Origin of the sequence: Xanthobacter autotrophicus (assembly GCF_029991245.1) — a bacterium.
In the GTDB taxonomy this organism is placed as follows: Bacteria; Pseudomonadota; Alphaproteobacteria; order Rhizobiales; family Xanthobacteraceae; genus Xanthobacter; species Xanthobacter autotrophicus_C.
In genome coordinates, this window is the sequence record NZ_JAIVFO010000033.1 from 1 (window position 1) to 21,752 (window position 21,752).

Here is a 21,752-nt window from a genome sequence, read left to right on the forward strand (position 1 = left end):
GCGCGAGGGAAGTCGGGCGAGACGTCGGGCGGTCCATGGGGCGTTCCTCGGGGCGTTCCTTTGGGGCGTTCCTCGAAGGGCGCGCTTCAAGCCCGGCTGCTGGGCCGGCGCGCCGCTGACGCACAGTCTAGCGCGCATGGACCGGCAGGTTCGCTCAAATCCACCTTAACAGACGACCGATGGAGGCATAATCTGCCAATCTAGACCGCCTTTAGAGCGAAAACGTGCGCCTCGACGCCATCGACCGGAAGATCCTCGCCGCCCTCCAGCGCGACGGGCGCATGAGCATCGCCGATCTCGCCGACGAGGTGGGTCTCTCCCCCTCGCCGTGCCTGCGGCGCGTGCGGGCGCTGGAAGAAGACGGGCTCATCTCGCGCTATGTGGCGGTGCTGGACCAGCGCAAGGCCGGGCTGCCGGTGAGCGTGTTCGTCTCCATCAAGCTGGAGCGGCAGAAGGAGGAGGCGCTGGACGCCTTTTCCGCCGCCATCCGCACCTGGCCGGAGGTGCTGGAATGCTATCTCATGACCGGCCAGCGGGATTACCTTTTGCGGGTGGTGGCGGCGGACCTCGATGCCTATGAGAGGTTCCTGAAGCAGAAGCTGACCCGGCTCGAGGGGATCGCCTCCATCGAAAGCTCGTTTTCGCTGGAGCAGGTGAAATATTCCCACGTCCTGCCGCTGCCCTGAGGGCGCGCGCGGACGTTGGCAACACGGTCGGTCACACGGCAAGGAGGAAGCCCCATGAGCGTGCGCGTCGGCATCGGCGGATGGACGTTCGAGCCCTGGCGGGGCGTGTTCTACCCGGAAGGACTGGTCCAGAAGAAGGAACTGCCCTTTGCGGGCGAGCGCCTGAAGACCATCGAGATCAACGGCACCTTCTATCGCACGCCCTCGGCCAAATCCTGCGCCGACTGGGCGGGGCAGGTGCCGGACGGCTTCGTCTTCGCCCTCAAGGCGACGCGCTATGTCACCCACCGCCGGGTGCTGGCGGAGGCGCAGGAGAGCGTGGCCAAGTTCATCGCCAGCGGCATCGTGGAGATGGGCGACCGGCTCGGCCCCATCAACTGGCAGTTCGCGGCCACCAAGGCGTTCGACCCGGACGATTTCGCCGCCTTCCTCGCCCTGCTGCCGGAGAGCCACGAGGGGGTGAGGCTGCGCCACGCGGTGGAGGTGCGGCACCCCTCCTTCGCGGTGCCGGACTTCGTCGCGCTGGCGCGCAGGCACAAGGTGGCGGTGGTCTATGCCGACCATGACGACTACCCCGCCATCGCCGACCTGACGGCGGACTTCACCTATGCCCGCCTCCAGCGCACGCGGGAGGAGGTGGAGACCGGCTATGATTCCGCCGAGCTGGACCGATGGGCCAGCGCCGCCCGCGCCTGGAAGAAGGGCGTGGTCCCGGAGGGCCTGCCCACGCTCGCCCCGGCGGTGAAGGCCGGGAAGGCCCCGCGCGACGTGTTCATCTATCTGATCAGCGGCGCCAAGGTGCGCAACCCGGCCGCCGCCATGGCGCTGCAGGCGCGGATTGACCGCACATAGCTTCACCCACGTGCACCGCCTGTCCTGAAGCCCGGGCCATGCAGGAACGCCCCTCGCTCATGCTGTACCGCGGCCTGACAAGATGCCGCCCAGCAGCGCGTGGCCAAAGGTTCTATCAATGAAAACAAGGCGCTCGATCCAACCTGCCTAGCCATCGAAACCCGGACGGCATCAGGAGGCCGCGACGTGTTCAGCCATTCAGGGCCACATCCGCACAGGCAAGAGAGGCCAATCCAGTGGCTGAGGGGAATGCGCCCACGCCGTCTATCAGACAGATATCCGCACGCGGCTACCCCGCCGACCAAAAAACATTCAGTATCAATTTGTTAAATGGCTGGCGGAGAGAGAGGGATTCGAACCCTCGATACGGTTTCCCGTATACACGCGTTCCAGGCGTGCGCCTTCAACCACTCGGCCACCTCTCCAGCCGCGCGCGCCGAGACGCACGCAGAACCCTTCGCGGAAGACGGCCGCTGAAGGCAGACGTGCTGCCCTCGATTCATCGGCTACTTCTCCGTACCGGGAGGGAACCCGGCCGCCGGACCTTGCGTCATCGCTTTCCAGGGGAACTCGAAGACCGGCAACACTTATGCAGCGCTGCATACCGGCGAGGCGGCGGAATATAGCCGCTTGTTGCCATCTGGCAAGCCGTTATCGCACCGCCGCCCACAGGCCAGACCGCCGCACCCGGCGGGATACCCCGCACAGCGCCAAGCCTGCACGCGACGAAGGCTGGACTCGGCCAAAACGGAAGTCGGCCAAGACGGCGCACTGCCAAGCCTGAACGCAATGAGGCCTGAACGTAACGAAGCCCGAACGCAACGAAGCCGGAACGCGGTGAAGGCTGGCCGGGCGATCGCGCCGCGCCGGAGCGAAGCCGTTCCGAATGCCCGGCCAATCCGCGCTCAATCGCGCAGCAGGTCGTTGATGGAGGTCTTGGAACGGGTCTGCGCGTCCACCCGCTTCACGATCACCGCGCAGTAAAGCGAGGGGCCGGGCTGGCCGTTGGGCAGGGGCTTGCCGGGCAGCGCGCCGGGCACCACCACCGAATAGGCCGGCACCTCGCCCACGAAGATCTCGCCGGTCTCCCGGTCCACGATCTTGGTGGACGCGCTGATGAAGACGCCCATGGAGAGCACCGATCCGGTGCGCACCACCACGCCCTCCACCACTTCCGAGCGGGCGCCGATGAAGCAGTCGTCCTCGATGATCACCGGGCCCGCCTGCAGCGGCTCCAGCACGCCGCCGATGCCCACGCCGCCGGACAGGTGCACGTTCCTGCCTATCTGGGCGCAGGAGCCCACGGTGGCCCAGGTGTCCACCATGGTGCCCTCGCCCACATGGGCGCCGAGATTCACGAAGGACGGCATCAGCACCACGTTGGGCGCGATGAAGGCCGAACGGCGCACGATGGCGCCCGGCACCGCGCGGAAACCGGCAGCGCGGAACTCGGCCTCGCCCCAGGCGAGGAACTTGGAGGGCACCTTGTCCCACCAGCGGGCGCCGCCGGGGCCGCCGCCGATGGGCTCCATGTCGTTGAGGCGGAAGGAGAGCAGCACCGCCTTCTTCAGCCACTGGTTCACCGTCCAGTTGCCGTCCGCGCCCTTCTCGGCCACGCGAACGGTGCCGGCGTCGAGCAGCGCCAGGGCCTCCTCCACGGCATCGCGCACGGCGCCCGTGGTGGAAAAGGCGATCTCGGCGCGCGCCTCGAAGGCGTCGTCGATGATGCGGGAAAGCGCGGCAAGGCGGGCAGCGTCGGCCATGGTGTCCTCCGGAGCGGCCGCGCCCCCGCGCGACCGGGCATGTCAATTCAGGGCGGGATGAAAGGTCAGCCGCGTTCCTTCACGGCGACGAACTTGAGCTTGGGCCATTCCTCGATGGCGCGGTCCAGCACCCACTGGCTGCGGGCGAGATAGACCGGCGCCTCGTCGCGGTCACGGGCGGTGGAGGAGCGGTTCGCCTCCATGAAGCGTTCCACCTCGGTGCGCTCGCCCACGATCCAGCGGGCGGTCACGAAGGACACCGCCTCGTAGCGGATGGGCACGCCATATTCCTTCTCCAGCCGGGCGGAGAGCACGTCGAGCTGGAGGGTGCCCACCACGCCCACGATGGGCGCGGGATCGGAGACCGGCTTGATGACCTGCACCACGCCCTCCTCCGCCATGTCCTGCAGCGCCTTCTGCAGCTGCTTGGCCTTCATGGGATCGGAGAGCAGCACCCGGCGCAGGATTTCCGGCGCGAAGTCCGGCAGGCCCTCGAAGCGGATGGTCTCGCCCTCGGAGAGGGTGTCGCCCACCCGCAGCATGCCGTGGTTGGGAATGCCGATGATGTCGCCGGCCACCGCCTCGTCCACCGTCTCGCGCTCCTGGGCGAAGAAGAAGATGGGGTTGGCGATGGCCATCTGGCGCTTCTCGCGCGGGTTGAACAGCTTCATGCCGCGCTTGAAGCGGCCGGAGCACAGGCGCACGAAGGCCACGCGGTCCCGGTGGTTCGGGTCCATGTTGGCCTGCACCTTGAAGACGAAGCCGGAGACAAGATCTTCCGCCGGCTCCACGGTGCGGCCCCGGGCGGAGCGCGGCAGCGGGCTCGGCCCCACGTCGCCGAGGCCGAACAGCAGCTCGGCGACGCCGGCCTCCTTCAGCGCGCTGCCGAAATAGACCGGGGAAAGATGGCCCTCGCGGAACGAGGCCAGCTCGAACGGCGGCAGCACGCCCAGCGCCAGCGTCAGGCTCTCCACCGCCTCGTTGATGATGCGCTCCTCCACCCCTTCCAGGTCGATGAGGTCTTCCGGCGTCTCGAACGGCACCTCGCGCACCAGCGGCCCGCCACGTTCGGTGGCGAGCAGGGCACGCTTGTTGGCAATGTCGATGAGGCCGCGGAAGTCCACGCCCATGCCGATGGGCCAGGTGAGCGGGGTGAGATCGAGGGCAAGGGTGGAGGAGACTTCATCCATCAGGGCGATGGGGTCGAGGCTCTCGCGGTCCACCTTGTTGACGAAGGTGAAGATGGGGATATCGCGCAGGCGGCAGACCTCGAACAGCTTGCGGGTCTGGCTCTCGATGCCCTTGGCCGCGTCGATCACCATCACCGCCGCGTCCACCGCCGAGAGGGTGCGGTAGGTGTCCTCGGAGAAGTCCGAGTGGCCGGGGGTGTCCAGCAGGTTGAAGACGATGCCGTCGCGCTCGAAGGTCATCACCGAGGAGGTGACCGAGATGCCGCGCTGCTGCTCGATCTCCATCCAGTCGGAGCGGGTGCGGCGGCGCTCGCCGCGCGCCTTCACATGGCCGGCCATGCGGATGGCGCCGGAGGCAAGCAGCAGCTTTTCCGTCAGCGTCGTCTTGCCGGCGTCCGGATGGGAGATGATGGCGAAGGTACGCCGGCGGGCGAAATCCGGCAGGGCCACCGCCGCCGTGGAATGGGTCTCGTCGAGCATCGGGGCTATATAAGGCGAAACCCGATTTCGACAAACCGGGATGGCGGGGAGCGCGCAATGATTGGCCGATGGGAGCGGAACAAGGGCGACAGCGGCGGCCGGGGGCGCGCGCAGGCATCCCTGCGGCGCGCGGGGCTCGTGGTTGCGGCGCTGGGCGCCGGCTGGTGCGGACCGGCGGCGGCGCTGATGCCGCCTTATGTCTATGAGGCGGCGCGGCGCGATGCGGCGAGCGTCATCGTCATCGCGGTGCAGAAGGTGGTGCCGCCGCAGGAGAGCTTCGGCGCCTGCACGGTCACCGGCACCGTCGCCCGGGTGGAGCGGGGCACCGCCTACAAGCAGGGGCAGGCCGTGAAGATCGCCGTGCCGTGCGCCCGGCCCGGGGCCTCCCCGCCCCTCGGCGGCACCATCTGGCAACCGGTGGAGCGCCTTGAAAAATCGCGCTTCGGCCGCGCCTACCTCGATGCGGTGGGACAGGTGGTGCTCTCCCAGTACGAGCAGCTTGCAGCCGCCCCCTGAAGCCGCCGTCCGGAGGCCGGGGCATGCTTTGTGCTTGGTGCGGGGGTGTGAGGACCCTTGGGTGGAAACCCGCCAACAGCACGGCAGCGATGCCGGGGCGGAGGACCGACGACCAGCGATCCGTCCTCCATGGCGCGACAAAGGCCACAACGCCCGGAGGAACACGACATGACCTCTCCTGCCCTGGAGGTCCGCTGCGACCCGACGCCCGATCTCGCCCCGCTCGATTGTGCCGCGCTGGACGCGGCCTATGTGTCGCCCACCTATCTCAGGACGCCGCTGCGGGAATTCCTGCTGACCACCGATCGCGGGCTCTACTGGCTCCGGGCGCCGGCCGGCATCGGCAAGACCCTGTTCGTGCGCGGCATCATCGCCAGGCGCCCGGGGCGCGACCCCGCCGTCCTCGAGGGCATCGACAGCACCATTTCCAGCGACATCAAGGCCATCGGCGTCCATGTGCGGGGACCCCTGACGCCGCAGGCGCTGGTGGCGGCGCTCAAGGATGCCGTCACGGCGGAATTCGGCGTCGTGCTGGCGGAAGGCTCAGACGCGGAGCCGACGCAGGCGGATGTCCTCGCCCTGCTGGGCGCGGCGCGCGAGCATGTGACGACCACCGGCGCCAAGCGGCTGCTGGTGGCCATCGACGGCCTGGAGCAGATCGGCGGCGAAAGCGCTATCGCGGTGCTGCCCGCGGCCGCAGCAATGCCGGCGGGCGTGGTCCTGCTCCTGACCTCGCGGCCCGCCGCGGACTGGCCCCAGGGCCTGTTCGAGGCGACGGCGGCGCAGGTGGGCGGCGGCGCGGTGCTCCGCGACATCGGCTATGAGGACGGCGTCTATACCGACATGCTGCGCGGCTATTTCAAGAACCAGATCCGGCCGTTGATGCGCAGCCGCGCCGTCGCGCACCTCACGCACCTGCTGGAGACCAAGGCCTCCTTCGAGCGTGGCGGACGGGACAACCGGCTGACCAACGATCCCGTGCTGCGCGATGCCCTGAAGGACGACTGGAAGAAGCTCACCAACAAGCATCCGCGCTATTCCGGCATCCAACTGCCGGTGGTGCCGCTGGCGGGGCTGCTGGACCAGTTCGACCAGCTGTGGGTGGACCTCATCGACCGGGCCGACCGCCGCTTCGACGACCTCTCCGCGATGATCCGCGCCCTGAGCGCGGGCTCGCTCCAGGTCGAGGAGGTGGCGGGGCTGCCCAAGGGGGCGGACCTGCGCGCCCGCCTTGGAACAGCGTAAGCCCGGCCAGCCTCTCGAAACGAGTGTCCCGGCGGGCGATGAGACAAGCCTGCGCTGCTCTCGACCCCGGTCAAAGACCCGCGCCCGCTCGGATCAACCGGCGCGGGCCGGGCAACGCCTTGAGGCGCGCCTGACCGAATCCGCAGGCCGTGTGTCGCGGATCAATCGCCCTGGCCAGGCTCCGGCGAGAAAAACTCTTCCTTGCCCGGCTTGCCGTCCCATTCCTTGGCGTCGGCCGGCGGGTCACGCTTGAGCGTGATGTTGGGCCACGCCTTGGCATAGTCGGCGTTGAGCGCGAGCCACTTCTCGAGCCCCGGCTCGGCATCGGGCTTGATGGCCTCGGCCGGGCATTCCGGCTCGCAGACCCCGCAGTCGATGCACTCGTCGGGGTGGATGACGAGCATGTTCTCGCCCTCGTAGAAACAGTCCACCGGGCACACGGACACGCAATCCATGTACTTGCAGCGGATGCAGTTCTCGGTGACGACGTAAGTCATGGAAAATCCCTTTCGAGGGCCTCGGTTAGCCCAGCCCGGCGCGCCGTTCAAGCGCATGCAAGGCCGCAGCCACCATTACCCGTCACGCTTCTGTTATTTCGTCGAAAAGCGCGCGTGCCGATGTAGCATCTCCCCGCCGCTGCGAAAAGCCAATGACTCGCAACAGGCGGACCTGCCGGTCGAGGGCGATGGTGAGCACCTGCCCGGCCCTCACCTGATGCGACGGGCTCGTCACCCGGTCGCCGTCGAGCCGGACGTGGCCGGCGCGCACCAGATCGGCCGCGGCCTCCCGGGTGCGCACCACGCGGGCATGCCAGATCCAGCGGTCGAGCCTCTGTCGCTCCGCCGGATCCGCCACCGCTTCCGTCACCTCACTTGCCCTTCTTCTCCGCCTCCATGCGCGCCTTCAGCGCGGCGAGGGCGGCAAACGGGCTGTCCGGATCCGCCGGCTTGTCGCGCCGGCGCTCCTGGTGCGGCGGACGCTGGTCCGCACGCTGGTCGGCGCGATGCTCGGGACGCGGGCCGCGATTGCCCTCACCCTCCCGCGGGCCGCGGAAGGGACGGTCGCCCCGGGGCGGACGGGGCGCACGCTCGCCCTCGGCTCCGGGGGCTCCGGGGGCTCCGGCGACCGCGGCGGGCGCCTCGGCGGGACGGCGATGGGGCGGACGGCCGTCGCGCCGCTCACCGCGGCGCTCGTTGTCCTTGCCACCCTCGCGGCGTTCCCCGTCCTTGCGCTCGCCGCCGAACCGGCGGCCTTCGCCGGCCGGACGCTCGCGGCGGGGTGCGCCCGGCGGACGGCCGGGACGCCACACCTCGATCATCTCGGGCTCGGCAGGCGCGCCTTCCACGGCCTCGGGACCACCGGGAGCGGCGGGCGCACTGACCTCGGCCGCCACTTCGGCGGCGGTGGGATCACCGGTTTCCTCAAGGACCTCGACCGCCGCTTCCGCCTCGATCTCGTCGGCGATGACGGCGTCCGCTTCCTCCGCTTCGGAAACGTCCGGCCCGGAAACGTCGGTCTCGGAAACGTCGGGCTCGATCACCTCGGGCTCGACCACCTGGGGCGCAACCTCGGTCGCCTCGGCCGCGATTTCGGCGGCGGGAGTCTCAACCTCGACGGCCTCGACCTCAGGGGCCTCGACCTCAGGGGCCTCGACCTCGGCCCCCTCCGCAGGCGCAGCCGCGGCGGGCGGCGCGTCGAACAGCAGGTCGGCCTCGATGGCGCCTTCCGGCAGGGGCGCGAATTCCACCGGCGCGGGCGCGGCGACAGGCGCCTCGGCCTCCGGCGGGGGCGGCGGGCGGCGCTCCATGCGGTAGCCCAGCGACTTCAGGATGGAGGCGAAATCCTCCCCCGAGCAGCCGGCCAGCGAGGTCATGCCCACGGTCACGGTGAAGCCGCGTCCGTCCACGGCGCCGGCCGGCTTGGGGCCGGCGGAGCCCGGCCGCCAGGCCAGCGCCGGGCGGATGAGGTCGGCGAGACGCTCCAGGATGTCCACGCGCACGGCGCGCTCACCGCACACCCGGAAGCCCACGGCGCGGTAGAGCCCCTTCTGGACCTCATGGTCCACCGGGATGGAGGTGCGCCCGGAGGCGGCCAGGTGCGGCAGCTCGTCGAGGCCCTTCTGGGCGAGGCCGCCGTGCTTCAGCGCATAAAGCTCGGCCGCGAGCGAGCGCGGGGCGGGCTTCAGCAGCGCCGGCAGATAGATGTGATGGGCGCCGAAGCGCACGCCATAGCCACGCAGGGTGGCGCGGGCGGCCTGGTCGAGCCCCTTCACCTCCTCGGACACGCGGGCGCGCTCCAGCACGCCGAGGCTCTCGACGATCTGGAAGGCGATGCCACGGGCGATGCCGGTGATGTCCTCCGCCGTGCCGAGCTTGGTCAGAGCGCCGAGCAGCTTTTCGATGTGGGCCGAAAGCCACAGGGCGATGCGCGCGTCCACCTGGTCGCGGACCGTGCCGGTGAGATGCTCGTCGGCGATGATCTTGAAGCGCGGCTTCAGCACCTCGTCGCCGGGGATGAGCTTGGCCACCGCCTCCCCCGTCCAGCGGACGGTGCCGTCGAACGTGAGCACGAAGGCCTCGTCCACGGCCTGGGCGACGCGGGCGGCGCGCTGCTCGATCTCGCCCGCCAGCGCCTTCTGGGCAGCGGCGCGCAGGGCCTTGGCCTCCTCCCCGCCCGCCGCCGGATCCGGGGCGAACTGGAAGCCATGGAGGTGGCCGATGACATGGCCTTCAACGGTAACGTCACCGGTCTTGCTGATTTCAGTTTCGAGCATCGTGTTCTCTCGCAGGCGCCGCATGAGCACGCTGGTTCGCCGGTCCACGAAACGCTGGGCCAGCCTTTCGTGCAGTGCGTCCGACAGCTTGTCTTCGACCCCTCTCGTGACGCCTTGCCAGTGCCCCGGATCCTTGAGCCAGTCGGGCCGGTTGGCCACGAAGGTAAGGGTTCTCACCTGCGCGATCCGGTTCGACAACGTGTCGATGTCGCCTTCTTGGCGATCGGTCAAGGCGATTTGACGGGCGAACCACGTATCGGGGATAAATCCGCCCCCCGAAAGGTGCCCGAAAAGCGTTGCCACCAGTTCCGCATGGGCTCCCGGAGACACCTTGCGATAATCCGGCACCTGGCAGGCGTCCCACAACCTTTCCACATCGGAGGGCGAGGCGAGGCGGGCTGTCACCTCCGTGTCCCGGCTCATGATTTCGAGCACGGCCACGTCGTCGGCGACGGGCGCGCGGGTCAGCCCCTCCTCCCTGGGAAGCTGGGAGAGGCTGGCGAGAAGGGCGGTGGCGGTGCGGAAATCCGGGACGGCGTTGCGCCATTGCAACACCTTCGCGGTGTCGAACACATGCTCTTCCAGCCGGCCCACCAATTCCTCGTCGAAGGGCGGGCAGCGCCCGGTGGTGCCGAAGGTGCCGTCGCGCGTCGCCCGCCCGGCGCGGCCGGCGATCTGCGCCATCTCGGACGCATTGAGCTTGCGGAACTGCCAGCCGTCGAACTTGCGGTCCGAGGCGAAGGCCACATGGTCCACGTCGAGGTTGAGGCCCATGCCGATGGCATCGGTGGCGACGAGATAATCCACGTCGCCGCTCTGGTAGAGCTCGACCTGGGCATTGCGGGTGCGGGGCGAGAGCGATCCCATCACCACCGCTGCCCCGCCGCGCTGGCGGCGGATGAACTCGGCGATGGAATAGACCTCCTCCGCCGAGAAGGCGACGATGGCCGAGCGCCGGGGCAGGCGGGAAATCTTCTTCTCGCCGGCGAAGGTGAGGGTGGAGAGGCGCGGGCGCACCACGATGTTCACGCCCGGCAGCAGCTTCTCGATCAGCGGCCGCATGGTGGCGGAGCCGAGCAGCAGCGTCTCGTGCCGGCCGCGCCGGTTCAGCATCCGCTCGGTGAAGACATGGCCGCGGTCCAGGTCGGTGGCGAGCTGGATCTCGTCGATGGCGACGAAGGACACGTCCAGGTCGCGCGGCATGGCCTCCACGGTGGAGACCCAGTAGCGCGGGTTTTTAGGCTTGATCTTCTCCTCGCCGGTGACGAGGGCCACCTTGTCCGCCCCCACCCGCTCGACGATGCGCTGGTACACCTCGCGCGCGAGCAGGCGCAGCGGCAGGCCGATGATGCCGCTCTCGTGGCCCAGCATGCGCTCGATGGCGAGATGGGTCTTGCCCGTATTGGTGGGGCCGAGGACCGCGCTCACCCCCCGCGCCCTCACGGTGCGCGGCAGCACGGCCCATTGGGTGACGTCATCCATCGGCTGAATATCGGTCCGCTCACGTGTGGGGAGTTCTGTAGCATATCGGGACAGGGCGGCCATGGCGAAAGGGGGGCGTGAACAATTTGCGAACGCAAGGGGAGCGAATCACCGCTGCCCGCCTGTTCACGCCGCGTTCCGCACGGCTCCCCCACCGCGACGCGGCGTTACGACGGCATGCCCGGGCACGGCCCGGTGTCCTGGATCGGGACGACAAGTGGGGCCCATGAGAACAAAAAAGAAACGGAAGGCGCGCGAATCACAGCCTGTGGAAAAGTCCCTTTTGTTCCCCCGGCGGCGGACACGGCGGGACGTAGCCTCCCCTGCCCTGCTCCATCGCGGCGCGAAGGCGGCCCGTCACCTCCCGTCAGCCCCTTGACTTCATGCACCTTTTCAGTCCCATGAAAAACGCCGCAGACAGGCGGCGACCCCTCAGGAGGTGGCTGGTGTTTCTCAAGTGGGCAGAACTCTCCTCCCCGGCCATCGCCGCCCTCGACAAGACGCGGCTCGTTGCCGTCCTTCCCGTCGCCGCGGTTGAGCAGCACGGCCCGCATCTGCCGCTGGGAACCGACCTTTTCATCGCCGAAGGCTATATCGAGCGCATCGCGCCCCAGGTGCCGCGCGAGGTGGATGCCGTATTCCTCCCGGTGCAGGCGGTGGGCAAGTCCGACGAACACATCACCTTTGCCGGCACGCTCACCCTGTCGCCCGCCACCGCGCTGACCGCCTGGGTGGAGCTGGGCGAGAGCCTTGCCCGCGCCGGGGTGCGGCGCCTCGTGCTCATGAACACCCATGGCGGCAACGTGCCGGTCATCGATCTCGTGGCCCGCACCCTGCGCGTGAAGCACCGCATGCTCGCCGTCACCTGCTCCATGCACCGCTTCGGCTATCCGGTGGGCCTGTTCACGGACCACGAACGCGCCCACGGCATCCATGGCGGCGAGATCGAGACCTCGCTCATGCTCGCCTACCGCCCCGAGCTGGTGGACATGACCCATGCGGGCGACTTCACCCCCTACAGCGTGGCCATGGAGAGCGAATTCGCGCGGCTTCGGGCCAACCACCCGGTGGGCTTCGGCTGGCTCGCCGAGGATTTGAGCGCCGATGGCGCCATGGGCGACGCGCGCGGCGCCACCGCCCTGAAGGGCGAGGCGGCAGCGGAATTCGGCGCCCGGGCCTTCGTGGAGCTGCTGAAGGACGTGGCGAACTTCGACCTGGAGCGCTTCGACCACCACGTGTGATCCCGACGGCCTTTTGTCTGCGACCAAGGCCAAGAGGGTTTCGCTCAGGCGCCGCGCGGGCTCAGGACGGCCTTTTGTCTGCGACCAAGGCCGTTGGCAAAGGTCAGGACCGCGCGCGCCGCTCCGCCGCCGCGATCAGCTCCGGCAGGCGGGCGCGATTCAGCGCCAGCCATTGCAGGGCGAGGATGAGGAAGCCGTTGATGCAGCGCCCCTGCGCGATGGCGGCCAGCGCCCCGTCCACTGGCACCGCGAAGGGCTGCGTCATCTCCGTCTCGTGCCGCGCCCCGGCCCGCGCGGGCAGCGCGTCCGCATCAAGGATGCCGAGGTACATCAGGGCGAATTCGTCGGTGACGCCCGGCGTCGGCGTGAAGCTGAGCATGGGCAAAACGAGGCGCGGTTCCACACCGGTCTCCTCGATGCATTCGCGCACCGCCGCCGCTTCCGGGTCCTCGCCCGCTTCCACCAGCCCGGCCACGATCTCCACCATCTCGCCCCGCCCCTGGGACAGATGGGCGGTGAGGCGGAACTGGCGGATCAGCACCACCAGGTCGCGCCCGGGATCATAGCCGAGCACCCCCACCACGCGGCCACCCCGGACGATGTCGCGCACCTGCGCATCTGACGTGCCGTCGTCATGGTGCAGCACCAGGCGGTAGCGCTCGTAGGGCCGGAAGCCCTTGGCCAGCAGTTCCGGGCCCTCCACGTCCACCCGCGCGGGGCGGTCCTCCATGAGGGTCGGCTCTCCCCTTGTCATTGGCGCACCACGCCCTGGCCGGCGATCTCCAGGTTGAAGGCGGCGGCGAACAGGGCCCGCGTATAGGCCTCCTTCGGCTGCTCGAACACCTGGCGCGCCTCGCCTTCCTCCACCATCTTGCCGTCGCGCATGACGAGGATACGGCTCGCCAGCGCCGAGACCACGCGCAGGTCGTGGGAGATGAACATGAAGGTGAGGTCGCGCTTGCGCTGGAGCGCGCGCAGCAGGTCCACGATCTGCGCCTGCACGATCATGTCGAGGGCGCTTGTGGGTTCGTCCAGCACCACGAAGGAGGGCTCCAGCGCCATGGCCCGGGCGATGGAGATGCGCTGGCGCTGGCCGCCGGAGAACTCATGGGGATAGCGGTGCCGGCTCTCGGGATCGAGCCCCACGTCTTCCAGCGCCGCCACCACCCGCGCCTCCCGCGCCTCGGCGGAGAGGCCGCGCTGGTGGACCAGAAGCCCCTCCCCCACGATGTCGCTCACCGACATGCGCGGCGAGAGCGCGCCATAGGGGTCCTGGAACACGATCTGCATGTCGGAGCGCAGGGGGCGCATGGACTTGAAGGAGAGGCCGTCGATGCGGCGGCCGAGGAAGGCCACCGGCCCCTGGCTGGAGATGAGCCGCAGGATGGCAAGGCCCAGCGTGGTCTTGCCCGATCCCGATTCCCCCACCACCCCCAGCGTCTCACCCCGGCGGATGGCGATGGAGACGCCGTCCACCGCCTTCACGTAGCCCACCGTCTTGCGCAGGATGCCGCGCTTGATGGGGAAATGCACCTTGAGGTCGGTGGTCTCCACCACGATGGGCGCGTCGGGGACGACGGGGGCGGGATCGGGCCGCGGCTCGGCCTTCAGCAGGGCCTGGGTGTAGGGGTGGCGCGGATGGAGGAAGGTGTCCTCGGCCCCGCCCTGCTCCACGATCTCGCCCCGCTGCATCACGCACACCCGGTCGGCGATCTTGCGCACGATGTTGAGGTCGTGGGTGATGAACAGCATGGCCATGCCGAGGCGGGCCTGAAGCTCCTTCAAGAGCTTCAGGATCTGCGCCTGCACGGTGACGTCGAGGGCGGGGGTGGGCTCGTCGGCGATGAGCAGGTCCGGCTCGTTGGCCAGCGCCATGGCGATCATCACGCGCTGGCGCTGGCCGCCGGAAAGCTGATGCGGATAGGCGGTGAGCCGCTCTTCCGGCTTGGGAATGCCCACCTCGCCCAGAAGCTCCAGCGTCCGCGCCCGCGCGGCGGCGGCGCCCATGCCGCGATGGAGGGTCAGCATCTCCACCACCTGCTGCTCGATGGTGTGGAGCGGGTTCAGCGAACTCATGGGCTCCTGGAACACCATGGTGATCTTGTTGCCCCGCACCGCCCGCAGCTCGCGCTCGGGGACGGCCAGCAGGTCGCGCCCCTCGAACAGGATGCGGCCGGAGGGGTGGCTGGCTGCGGGATAATTCAGCAGCTTCAGGATGGAGAGCGCCGTCACCGACTTGCCGGAGCCGGATTCGCCCACCAGCGCCAGCGTCTCCCCCTTGGACAGGGCGAACGACACATGCTTCACCGCCGGCGCCTGCCCGGTGCCGCTGGGATCATCGGCCCGGCGGAAGGCGACGGAGAGGTCCTCGACGGAAAGAAGGGGTTGGGTCATGACATCATCTCGATAAAGGCGTTGATGTCGCTGCTGCTGGGGTCCACCAAACCGAGAGCCGTAGCCCCTCTGAGACGTTTGTCTCCCGTCAAGATGAAGGTACATCCGGCATGCTCGGCGGTCGCGATGTGGATCGCATCCGGCAACTTGATCTTCGGCCCTCTGTTGCGGATGTGCGCCGAAAGACCCAGAATTTCGCGAGAGACGGGCAACGTCTCCAACTGGCTTTCTTTCATACCCGCGAGGAGGTTATTGTAGATCGCTTTCAGCTTGAAATCCTGCTCGCGCAGCGGTTTGACGAGGAGTTCAGCCAACGACAGTTCGCTGGTAACAACCTTCAGCCCCGTCTTGGCCGCGGCATCAACGACAGCCGAGAAACGGCCTGATGGAATATCCGCGCCTTCTACGGCCAGAATGATCGCATTCGCGTCGAAGTAGAGGCGCACGATGGCTCAGTCCCATTCGTCACGCAATGCGCGGATGCGCTGGACCGCTTCTTCCGCAGTGACATTGCGAGGCCCGACAAGCGCCCGGGCTTCTTCAATCGTCATCGGCTTCGGGTTTTCCAGGATATCCTTAACCAAAGCCTTAAGCTCCTCAAGGCTGGGCTTGGTGGCCACCTCCTCCACCGTCACGGTCACGGTGGCGCCTTCCGGCAGTCCCTCCCGCAGATCCTCCGGCAGCTTCTCCACCGGGTAGTGCTCGCGCACGATCCTGTTCATCGCCTTCACCCGATCAGCCCGCTTCAATCCTACCACACCTCACGAGAAGGTCTTGCGCGGGTCGAAGGCGTCGCGCACCGCCTCGCCCACGAAGATCAGCAGGCTCAGCATCACCGCCACCGTGAAGAAGCCGGTGAGGCCCAGCCACGGCGCCTGGATGTTGTTCTTGCCCTGCGAGAGCAACTCGCCCAGCGAGGCCGAGCCCGGCGGCAGGCCGAAGCCGAGGAAGTCCAGCGCCGTCAGCGTCATCACCGACGAGGAGAGGATGAAGGGCAGCATGGTCAGCGTCGCCACCATGGCGTTGGGCAGCATGTGCCGGGTCATGATGGTGAGGTTGCCCACCCCCAGCGCGCGGGCCGCCTGCACATATTCGAAATTGCGCGCGCGCAGGAACTCCGCCCGCACCAGCCCCACCAGCGACACCCACGAGAACAGCAGCAGGATGCCCAGCAACACCCAGAAGCCCGGCACCAGCACCGAGGAGATGATGAGCAGCAGGTAAAGCGAGGGGATGGCCGTCCAGATCTCGATGAAGCGCTGGAACAGCAGATCCATCCAGCCGCCGAAATAGCCCTGCACCGCGCCGGCCGCCACCCCGATCACCGACGAGATGAGGGTGAGCGCGAGCCCGAACAGCACCGAGATGCGGAAGCCGTAGATGAGGCGGGCTACCACGTCGCGGCCCTGGTCGTCGGTGCCGAGCCAATTGTATTCGAGGCCCGCGCAGCCGCTCACCCCCTTCTTCTCCGCCACCGCCTTGCATTGGGCCTCGGTGAGCATCCAGGTGGGCGGCGAGGGCGCGGGCGTGGGCAGGTCCAGATTGTGGGTGGAATAGGAAAAGCGGATGGGCGGCCACACCATCCAGCCGCCCTTTTCGGCGATCAGCTTCTGCAGGAAGGGATCGCGATAGTCGGCGTCGGTCTCGAAATCGCCGCCGAAGGCGGTCTCCGGATAGGCGCGGACCACCGGAAAATAATAGCCGCCGTCATAGGAGACGAGGATGGGCTTGTCGTTGGCGATGAATTCGGCGCTGAGGCTGATGACGAACAGCACCATGAACACCACGAACGACCAGTAGCCCCGCCGGTTGGCGCGGAAATTGGCGAGGCGCCTCCGGTTCAGGGGCGAGAGGTCGAAGCGTCCGCGGGGCTTGGCCGCCCCCGGCGGCTGGAGCTGGCCGTGGGGCACGTCGCGGGCGGCGGGCACGTCGGTGGGCTCGCCGGGCTGGAGCAGGGGGACTGCGTCCATGGCTCAGACCTCCCGCGTCTCGAAGTCGATGCGCGGATCGACCAGCATGTAGGTGAGGTCCGAGATCAGGCCGACGATGAGCCCCGCCAGCGAGAAGATGTAGAGGGTGGCGAACACCACCGGATAATCGCGGTTGAGCACGCTCTCGAAGCCCAGCAGGCCGAGGCCATCCAGCGAGAAGATGGTCTCGATCAGCAGCGATCCGGAGAAGAAGGCGGCGATGAAGGCGCTCGGAAAGCCGGCGATCACGATCAGCATGGCGTTGCGGAACACATGGCCGTAGAGCACCCGCCCCTCGCTCAGCCCCTTCATCCGCGCGGTGGTGACATACTGCTTGCGGATCTCCTCCAGGAAGGAATTCTTGGTGAGCAGCGTCATGGTGGCGAAGGCTCCGAGCACCATGGAGGTGAGCGGCAGCACCAGGTGCCAGGCATAGTCGGCGATGCGTTCCGGCCAGCTCATCTGCCAGAAATTCTCGGAGGTCAGCCCCCGCAGCGGGAACAGGTCGAGGAACGAGCCGCCGGCGAACAGGATGATGAGCAGGATGGCGAACAGGAACGATGGGATCGCATAGCCGACGATGATCACCGCCGAGGTCCACATGTCGAAGCGCGAGCCGTCGCGCATGGCCTTGGAGATGCCCAGCGGAATGGAGATGAGATAGGTGAGCAGCGTCATCCACAGGCCAAGCGAGATGGAGACGGGCATCTTCTCCCCGATCAGCTGCAGCACGGTGATGTCGCGGAAATAGGAGCGGCCGAAATCGAAGGTGGCGTAATCCTTGATCATCTTCCAGAAGCGCTCGTGGGCCGGCTTGTCGAAGCCGAACTGCTTTTCGAGCTGCTTCACGAAGGCCGGGTCCAGCCCCTGCGCGCCGCGATATTTCGAGCCGGCCCCCTCCATGGCCGCGCCGGCCTGGGCGGCGGCGCCGGCCCCCGAGAAGTCGCCGCCCCCGCCGGAGACGCGGGAGGTGGCGGACACGTCGTCGCCGGTAAGCTGGGCGATCACCCGCTCCACCGGGCCGCCCGGCGCGAACTGGATGACCACGAACGACACCAGCATGATGCCGAGAATGGTCGGCACCATCAGGGCTATGCGGCGGATGATATAAGCGAGCATCACGTCTCCCGATCCGGCCGGACGGTGCAGCCAAGCCGGCGCACCGTCAACCGCCCGTCCTCAAGCGCCTTTCCGCAACCGCCCACCTTCAGCCACCTCTGGCCGGCTCCGCGCCCGTGCTCCACCAGGTGTCGAGCGCGCCCAGGTCGTAGCGTGGCTTCACGGCGGGGCGGGCGAACTGGTTCCAGTAGGCGATGCGGTGCTGGCCGGAATACCACTGGGGGATCCAGTAGCGCCCGGCGCGCAGCACCCGGTCCAGCGCCTGGCAGGCGACGACGAGGGCGGCCGCATCCGGCGCGGCCAGCGCCGCATTGATGAGCCCATCCACCGCCGGGTCGGCGATGCCGGCCACATTGTAGGAGCCGCGGGTGCGCGCCGCCTCGGTGGAGAAATAGGCGCGCAGCTCGTCCCCCGGATAAGGCGCGAAGGAATAGCGCCGCACCACCATGTCGAAGTCGAAGCCCTGCAGGCGCAGCTGGAACTGGGCCGGGTCCACGATGCGGAAGGTGGCGTCGATGCCCACCTTCTTCAGGTGGCCGATGAAACGCGCCGTGTGGCGCTCCATGCCGCCGTCATCATCCAGGAACTCGATGGTGAAGGCCTCGCCTTTGGCGTCCACCAGCTTGCCCTGCTGCACGCTCCAGCCGGCGTCCTTCAGCAGGTTCAGGGCCTGCCGGCGCAGGGTGCGGTCTTCGCCGGTGCCGTCGGAGGCCGGCGGCACATAGGGCTCGCCGAACACCTCTTCCGGCAGGCGGTCGCGGAACGGCTCCAGCAGCTTCAGCTCGGCGGGGGATGGCAGCCCCTGCGCCATCATCTCCGAATTCTGGAAGAAAGAGACGGTGCGGGTGTAGCTGTCATACATGAGGTTCTTGCGGGTCCAGTCGAAGTCGAACAGGAGCCCGATGGCCTCGCGCACGCGCCGGTCGAAGAATTTTGGGCGGCGGGTGTTGAAGAACCAGCCCTGCACACCGGAGAAGGAATTGTCCGGCAGGGTCTCCACCTTCACCCGCCCCTCGCGCACGGCGGGGAAGTCATAGGCGGTGGCCCATTCGCGGGCGGTGAATTCCTCGCGGAACAGATAGGCCTTGGCCTTGAAGCCTTCCAGCCCCGCCACCCGGTCGCGGAAATATTCGTAGCGCACCGTGTCGAAGTTGAAGCGGCCCTTCATCACCGGCAGGTCGCGGCCCCAATAGTCGGGCACCCGCTCATAGGTGATGAAGCGGCCCTGCTCGAACGTCTTCACCCGATACGGCCCCGAGCCCAGCGGCACTTCCAGCGAGGACTGGTTGAACGGGTGCCTGGCGAGGAAGGCCCTGGAAAAGATCGGCAGCCCGGCGGCGGTCAGCGGCACGTCGCGGGCGCGGCCGGGGCGAAAGCGCATCACCACCTCGCCCGGCCCGTCCGCCTCCACGGCGGTGAGATCGCGCAGGGCCATGCGGATGGTCTCGTAGGCGTCCGCCTTGAACGCCTCGAACGTGGCCACCACGTCCGCCGCCGTCACCGGCGTGCCGTCATGGAAGCGCGCCTGTGGCCGCAGCTTGAAGCGATAGGTGAGCCCCTCGTCGGCGATGACCACCGAGCCGGCGAGGCGGCCGTACATGGCGCTCTTCTCGTCGCCGGCGGCGGTCATGAGCGTGTCGTAGATCAGCTCGATGCCCTGGGCGCCGTTGCCGCGCTGGTTGTAGGGGTTCAGCGTGTCGAAGGTGTTGAGCGACTGGTTGTAGAAGGTGGCCCGGCCCATCTGGGAGAACGGCCCGCCCTTGGGCGCATCCGGGTCCACATAGTCGAAATGGGTGAAGCCGGCGGGATAGCGCAGATCCCCGAAGAACGAGAGGCCGTGCCGCTCCACCGCGGCGGCGGAGGCCGCGCCCTCGCTCGCCGCCGCGTCCTGCGGCGCCGGCTGCCCGCGCGCACCGGCGGGCAGCAGGGAGATGGCGGAGGCGGCGGACAAAAGCAGCGTGCGGCGCGACAGGCTCATTTGTTCGCCCCGCTGCTGGCCGGGCCGACCGCGTTCACCTTGGCCGCCTTGGCCGGATCGAACCACCAGATGTCCGGAAAGGCGAAGGAATAGGTGGGCAGGGTCGGGGGATGGGCGAAGCGGTCCCACCGCGCCGTGCGGGTGTAGTTCAGGGTCCAGGCCGGGACCACATATTCGTTCCACAGCAGCACCCGGTCGAGGGCGTGGGTGGCGGCCACCAGGTCGGCCCGGTCGGTGGCGTAGATCACCTTCTCGATCAGGGTATCCACTGCCTTGTCCCGGATGCCGGCGAGGTTGCGCGAGCCCTCCCGGTCGGCGGCTTCCGTACCCCAGAACTCGCGCTGCTCGTTGCCCGGCGACAGGGACTGGCCCCAGCCGGAGACGATCATGTCGAAGTCCCGCGCCCGCACCCGGTTGATATATTGGGAGGAATCCACGAGGCGGATGGTGACGGTGATGCCGAGGCGCTCCAGCGCCGGCTTGTAGAACACCGCCACCCGCTCCATGGCCGGGCTGGAGATGAGCAATTCCAGGGTGAAGGGCTCGCCCCTGGCGTCCACCAGCTTGCGGTTCTTGATCTCGTAGCCGGCGTCCTTCAGCAGGCGGGAGGCCTCGCGCAGGTTGGCGCGCCGCGCATCTTCCGTTCCGCTCTCGGGATTGGTGTAGGCGGTGGTGAACACCTGCGGCGGCACCAGGTCCTTCACGCCCTTCAGGATGTCCAGCTCGCGGCCCTGCGGCAGGCCGGAGGAGGCAAGCTCGGTGCCCGAGAAGTAGGAATTGATGCGCTTGTACTGGCCGAAGAACAGGGTGTGGTTCATGCCCTCGAAATCCAGCGCATAGTTCAGCGCGCGGCGCACCCGCGCGTCCTTGAACTTGTCGCGCCGCAGGTTGGGAATGAACGCCTGCATGATGCCGGAGGCGCGGTTCTCGAACATTTCGAGCACCACCCGCCCGTCCGCCCGCGCCGGGAAGTCGTAGGCCGTGGCCCAGTTCTTGGCGGACGATTCGGTGCGGTAATCGTAGGTATCGGCCTTGAAGGCCTCCAGCATCACCGTGTCGTCGCGGAAATACTCGTAGCGGATCTCGTCGAAATTATCCTTGCCCACGTTCACGTTGAGGTCCTTGGCCCAATAGTCCTTCACGCGCTCGTAGGTGATGGAGCGGCTGGGTATGAAGCTCTTGACCCTGTAGCCGCCGGAGCCCAGCGGCACCTCCAGCGAGCCCTGGGTGATGTCCCGCGGCTTGCCGGCGGCGTCGGTGCCGGTCCACCAGTGCTTCGGCAGGATGGTGAGCTGGCCCACGATCTGCGGCAGCTCGCGGTTGCCGGCCTGGTCGAAGGTGAAGGTCACGTCCCGCTCGCCGGTCTTCTCCGCCTTCGCCACGTGGCTGTAGTAGAAGCGCTGGTTGGGGTTGTTCTTCGTCAGCGCCTCGAAGGAGAACACCACGTCGTCGGGGGTGATGGGGGTGCCATCGTGCCACTTGGCATCCGCCCTGAGGCGATAGGTGACGGAGGAGAAATCCGCCGGGTGGCTCACGCCCTCGGCGATGAGGCCATATTCGCTCGACACCTCGTCATAGGAGGAGGTCATGAGCGTGTCGTAGATGAGAGTGATGCCCGCCGCCGGCGTCCCCCGCGGCACCACGAAGTTGAAGGTGTCGAAGGTGCCGTCTTCGGCGAGGCGCAGCAGGCCGCCCTTGGGCGCCGCCGGATTCACATAGTCGAAATGGGGAAAGCCGGCGGGATATTTCAGCTGGCCCATGAGGGAGAGGCCGTGGCGGAACACCGGCGCCGCCGGCGCGCTGTCCGCGGCAGCGGGAGCCACCTGCGCCTGCGCGAGACCGGCCGGGGCGACCGCGGCCCACGCCACGGCGGCGAGGACGGCGAAGCGGCGAACGGACGGCAGGCGCATCGGTATCTCCAGTTTGGGACTTCAGGCCGGGACTCCAGCGATCTCGGCAATAGCCGATTATGACACCGCGGGCGACGGCAGAAACATGGCGGCGGCCGAACCGGAGGGGCGCCGCGCCCCACCCGCCCATGGCGATCCGGGGGCTCGGGCACA

18 protein-coding genes and 1 tRNA gene are annotated in these 21,752 nt (G+C 68.2%); 5 read left to right on the forward strand and 14 right to left on the reverse strand.

From position 1 onward, the window contains the following. The first annotated feature begins 224 nt into the window (after positions 1-224). Together K9U41_RS08170 and K9U41_RS08175 are read left to right on the forward strand one after the other, a co-directional pair. Complete coding sequence (locus K9U41_RS08170; protein ID WP_149576358.1) at positions 225-686, forward strand: Lrp/AsnC family transcriptional regulator; 462 nt, start codon at positions 225-227, stop codon at positions 684-686. A gap of 54 nt (positions 687-740) precedes the next feature. Then, positions 741-1,538, forward strand: coding sequence for a DUF72 domain-containing protein (locus K9U41_RS08175; protein WP_282640349.1), 798 nt, complete (start codon positions 741-743; stop codon positions 1,536-1,538). A gap of 335 nt (positions 1,539-1,873) precedes the next feature. Here K9U41_RS08175 and K9U41_RS08180 read toward each other — a convergent pair. The 3 genes from K9U41_RS08180 to K9U41_RS08190 all read right to left on the reverse strand — a co-directional run bounded on the left by K9U41_RS08180 (position 1,874) and on the right by K9U41_RS08190 (position 4,971). Continuing rightward, positions 1,874-1,963, reverse strand: a tRNA-Ser gene (locus tag K9U41_RS08180). A gap of 480 nt (positions 1,964-2,443) precedes the next feature. Next, positions 2,444-3,301 (reverse strand): 2,3,4,5-tetrahydropyridine-2,6-dicarboxylate N-succinyltransferase, encoded by an 858-nt coding sequence (dapD, locus tag K9U41_RS08185; protein WP_282640350.1) that lies wholly within the window; start codon positions 3,299-3,301, stop codon positions 2,444-2,446. Between the two features lie 65 nt (positions 3,302-3,366). Continuing rightward, a complete protein-coding gene (locus K9U41_RS08190; protein WP_282640351.1) occupies positions 3,367-4,971 on the reverse strand; it encodes a peptide chain release factor 3 in 1,605 nt (534 codons plus the stop codon). A gap of 57 nt (positions 4,972-5,028) precedes the next feature. Here K9U41_RS08190 and K9U41_RS08195 point away from each other — a divergent pair, with 57 nt between their 5' ends. Both K9U41_RS08195 and K9U41_RS08200 read left to right on the forward strand, forming a co-directional pair. Then, complete coding sequence (locus K9U41_RS08195; RefSeq protein WP_282640352.1) at positions 5,029-5,487, forward strand: hypothetical protein; 459 nt, start codon at positions 5,029-5,031, stop codon at positions 5,485-5,487. Positions 5,488-5,655: 168 nt separating this feature from the next. Then, the gene (locus tag K9U41_RS08200; protein ID WP_282640353.1) at positions 5,656-6,732 is read left to right on the forward strand and encodes a hypothetical protein; all 1,077 of its coding nucleotides are present in this window, start codon (positions 5,656-5,658) and stop codon (positions 6,730-6,732) included. 161 nt (positions 6,733-6,893) lie between these two features. Here K9U41_RS08200 and fdxA read toward each other — a convergent pair whose 3' ends face one another. The 3 genes from fdxA to K9U41_RS08215 form a co-directional block, all read right to left on the reverse strand. Next, positions 6,894-7,229, reverse strand: a complete 336-nt coding sequence (gene fdxA / locus K9U41_RS08205; protein ID WP_282640354.1) for a ferredoxin FdxA — start codon at positions 7,227-7,229, stop codon at positions 6,894-6,896. An 82-nt stretch (positions 7,230-7,311) separates the two neighbouring features. Then, complete coding sequence (locus tag K9U41_RS08210; protein WP_282640355.1) at positions 7,312-7,599, reverse strand: RNA-binding S4 domain-containing protein; 288 nt, start codon at positions 7,597-7,599, stop codon at positions 7,312-7,314. A 1-nt stretch (position 7,600) separates the two neighbouring features. Beyond that, positions 7,601-10,987 (reverse strand): helicase-related protein, encoded by a 3,387-nt coding sequence (locus K9U41_RS08215; RefSeq protein WP_282640356.1) that lies wholly within the window; start codon positions 10,985-10,987, stop codon positions 7,601-7,603. A 401-nt stretch (positions 10,988-11,388) separates the two neighbouring features. Here K9U41_RS08215 and K9U41_RS08220 point away from each other — a divergent pair, with 401 nt between their 5' ends. After that, positions 11,389-12,228: a creatininase family protein gene (locus K9U41_RS08220; protein WP_432715756.1), complete on the forward strand. Its 840-nt coding sequence runs from the start codon at positions 11,389-11,391 to the stop codon at positions 12,226-12,228. Between the two features lie 103 nt (positions 12,229-12,331). Here the strand turns inward: K9U41_RS08220 and K9U41_RS08225 are convergent, their stop codons facing one another. The 8 genes from K9U41_RS08225 to K9U41_RS08260 form a co-directional block, all read right to left on the reverse strand. Next, positions 12,332-12,958, reverse strand: a complete 627-nt coding sequence (locus K9U41_RS08225; RefSeq protein ID WP_282640358.1) for an NUDIX hydrolase — start codon at positions 12,956-12,958, stop codon at positions 12,332-12,334. Between the two features lie 20 nt (positions 12,959-12,978). Beyond that, complete coding sequence (locus K9U41_RS08230) at positions 12,979-14,622, reverse strand: ABC transporter ATP-binding protein (RefSeq protein WP_282640359.1); 1,644 nt, start codon at positions 14,620-14,622, stop codon at positions 12,979-12,981. Further along, positions 14,619-15,068: a type II toxin-antitoxin system VapC family toxin gene (locus K9U41_RS08235; RefSeq protein WP_282640360.1), complete on the reverse strand. Its 450-nt coding sequence runs from the start codon at positions 15,066-15,068 to the stop codon at positions 14,619-14,621. Before K9U41_RS08235 ends, K9U41_RS08230 begins: the two co-directional genes overlap by 4 nt. A 6-nt stretch (positions 15,069-15,074) precedes the next feature. Next, positions 15,075-15,344: a hypothetical protein gene (locus K9U41_RS08240; RefSeq protein ID WP_282640361.1), complete on the reverse strand. Its 270-nt coding sequence runs from the start codon at positions 15,342-15,344 to the stop codon at positions 15,075-15,077. 39 nt (positions 15,345-15,383) lie between these two features. Continuing rightward, positions 15,384-16,592 carry an ABC transporter permease gene (locus K9U41_RS08245; RefSeq protein ID WP_282640362.1) on the reverse strand — a complete coding sequence of 403 codons (1,209 nt, stop codon included), beginning with the start codon at positions 16,590-16,592 and terminating at the stop codon, positions 15,384-15,386. Between the two features lie 3 nt (positions 16,593-16,595). Continuing rightward, positions 16,596-17,711, reverse strand: a complete 1,116-nt coding sequence (locus tag K9U41_RS08250) for a microcin C ABC transporter permease YejB (protein ID WP_282640363.1) — start codon at positions 17,709-17,711, stop codon at positions 16,596-16,598. 88 nt (positions 17,712-17,799) lie between these two features. Then, positions 17,800-19,689, reverse strand: a complete 1,890-nt coding sequence (locus K9U41_RS08255; RefSeq protein ID WP_282640364.1) for an extracellular solute-binding protein — start codon at positions 19,687-19,689, stop codon at positions 17,800-17,802. Next, positions 19,686-21,599 (reverse strand): extracellular solute-binding protein, encoded by a 1,914-nt coding sequence (locus K9U41_RS08260; protein WP_282640365.1) that lies wholly within the window; start codon positions 21,597-21,599, stop codon positions 19,686-19,688. The genes K9U41_RS08255 and K9U41_RS08260 overlap by 4 nt, the downstream gene beginning before the upstream one ends. Positions 21,600-21,752: the final 153 nt, after the last annotated feature.

Bases quoted from the DNA above. Each gene is read 5' to 3' on its own strand.
- K9U41_RS08230 (WP_282640359.1), bottom strand. From the start codon at position 14,622: ATGACCCAACCCCTTCTTTCCGTCGAGGACCTCTCCGTCGCCTTCCGC.
- K9U41_RS08175 (WP_282640349.1), top strand. From the start codon at position 741: ATGAGCGTGCGCGTCGGCATCGGCGGATGGACGTTCGAGCCCTGGCGG.
- K9U41_RS08250 (WP_282640363.1), bottom strand. From the start codon at position 17,711: ATGCTCGCTTATATCATCCGCCGCATAGCCCTGATGGTGCCGACCATT.
- dapD (WP_282640350.1), bottom strand. From the start codon at position 3,301: ATGGCCGACGCTGCCCGCCTTGCCGCGCTTTCCCGCATCATCGACGAC.
- K9U41_RS08215 (WP_282640356.1), bottom strand. From the start codon at position 10,987: ATGGATGACGTCACCCAATGGGCCGTGCTGCCGCGCACCGTGAGGGCG.
- K9U41_RS08190 (WP_282640351.1), bottom strand. From the start codon at position 4,971: ATGCTCGACGAGACCCATTCCACGGCGGCGGTGGCCCTGCCGGATTTC.
- K9U41_RS08255 (WP_282640364.1), bottom strand. From the start codon at position 19,689: ATGAGCCTGTCGCGCCGCACGCTGCTTTTGTCCGCCGCCTCCGCCATC.
- K9U41_RS08195 (WP_282640352.1), top strand. From the start codon at position 5,029: ATGATTGGCCGATGGGAGCGGAACAAGGGCGACAGCGGCGGCCGGGGG.
- K9U41_RS08245 (WP_282640362.1), bottom strand. From the start codon at position 16,592: ATGGACGCAGTCCCCCTGCTCCAGCCCGGCGAGCCCACCGACGTGCCC.
- K9U41_RS08200 (WP_282640353.1), top strand. From the start codon at position 5,656: ATGACCTCTCCTGCCCTGGAGGTCCGCTGCGACCCGACGCCCGATCTC.
- K9U41_RS08220 (WP_432715756.1), top strand. From the start codon at position 11,389: ATGAAAAACGCCGCAGACAGGCGGCGACCCCTCAGGAGGTGGCTGGTG.
- K9U41_RS08260 (WP_282640365.1), bottom strand. From the start codon at position 21,599: ATGCGCCTGCCGTCCGTTCGCCGCTTCGCCGTCCTCGCCGCCGTGGCG.
- fdxA (WP_282640354.1), bottom strand. From the start codon at position 7,229: ATGACTTACGTCGTCACCGAGAACTGCATCCGCTGCAAGTACATGGAT.
- K9U41_RS08240 (WP_282640361.1), bottom strand. From the start codon at position 15,344: ATGAACAGGATCGTGCGCGAGCACTACCCGGTGGAGAAGCTGCCGGAG.
- K9U41_RS08225 (WP_282640358.1), bottom strand. From the start codon at position 12,958: ATGGAGGACCGCCCCGCGCGGGTGGACGTGGAGGGCCCGGAACTGCTG.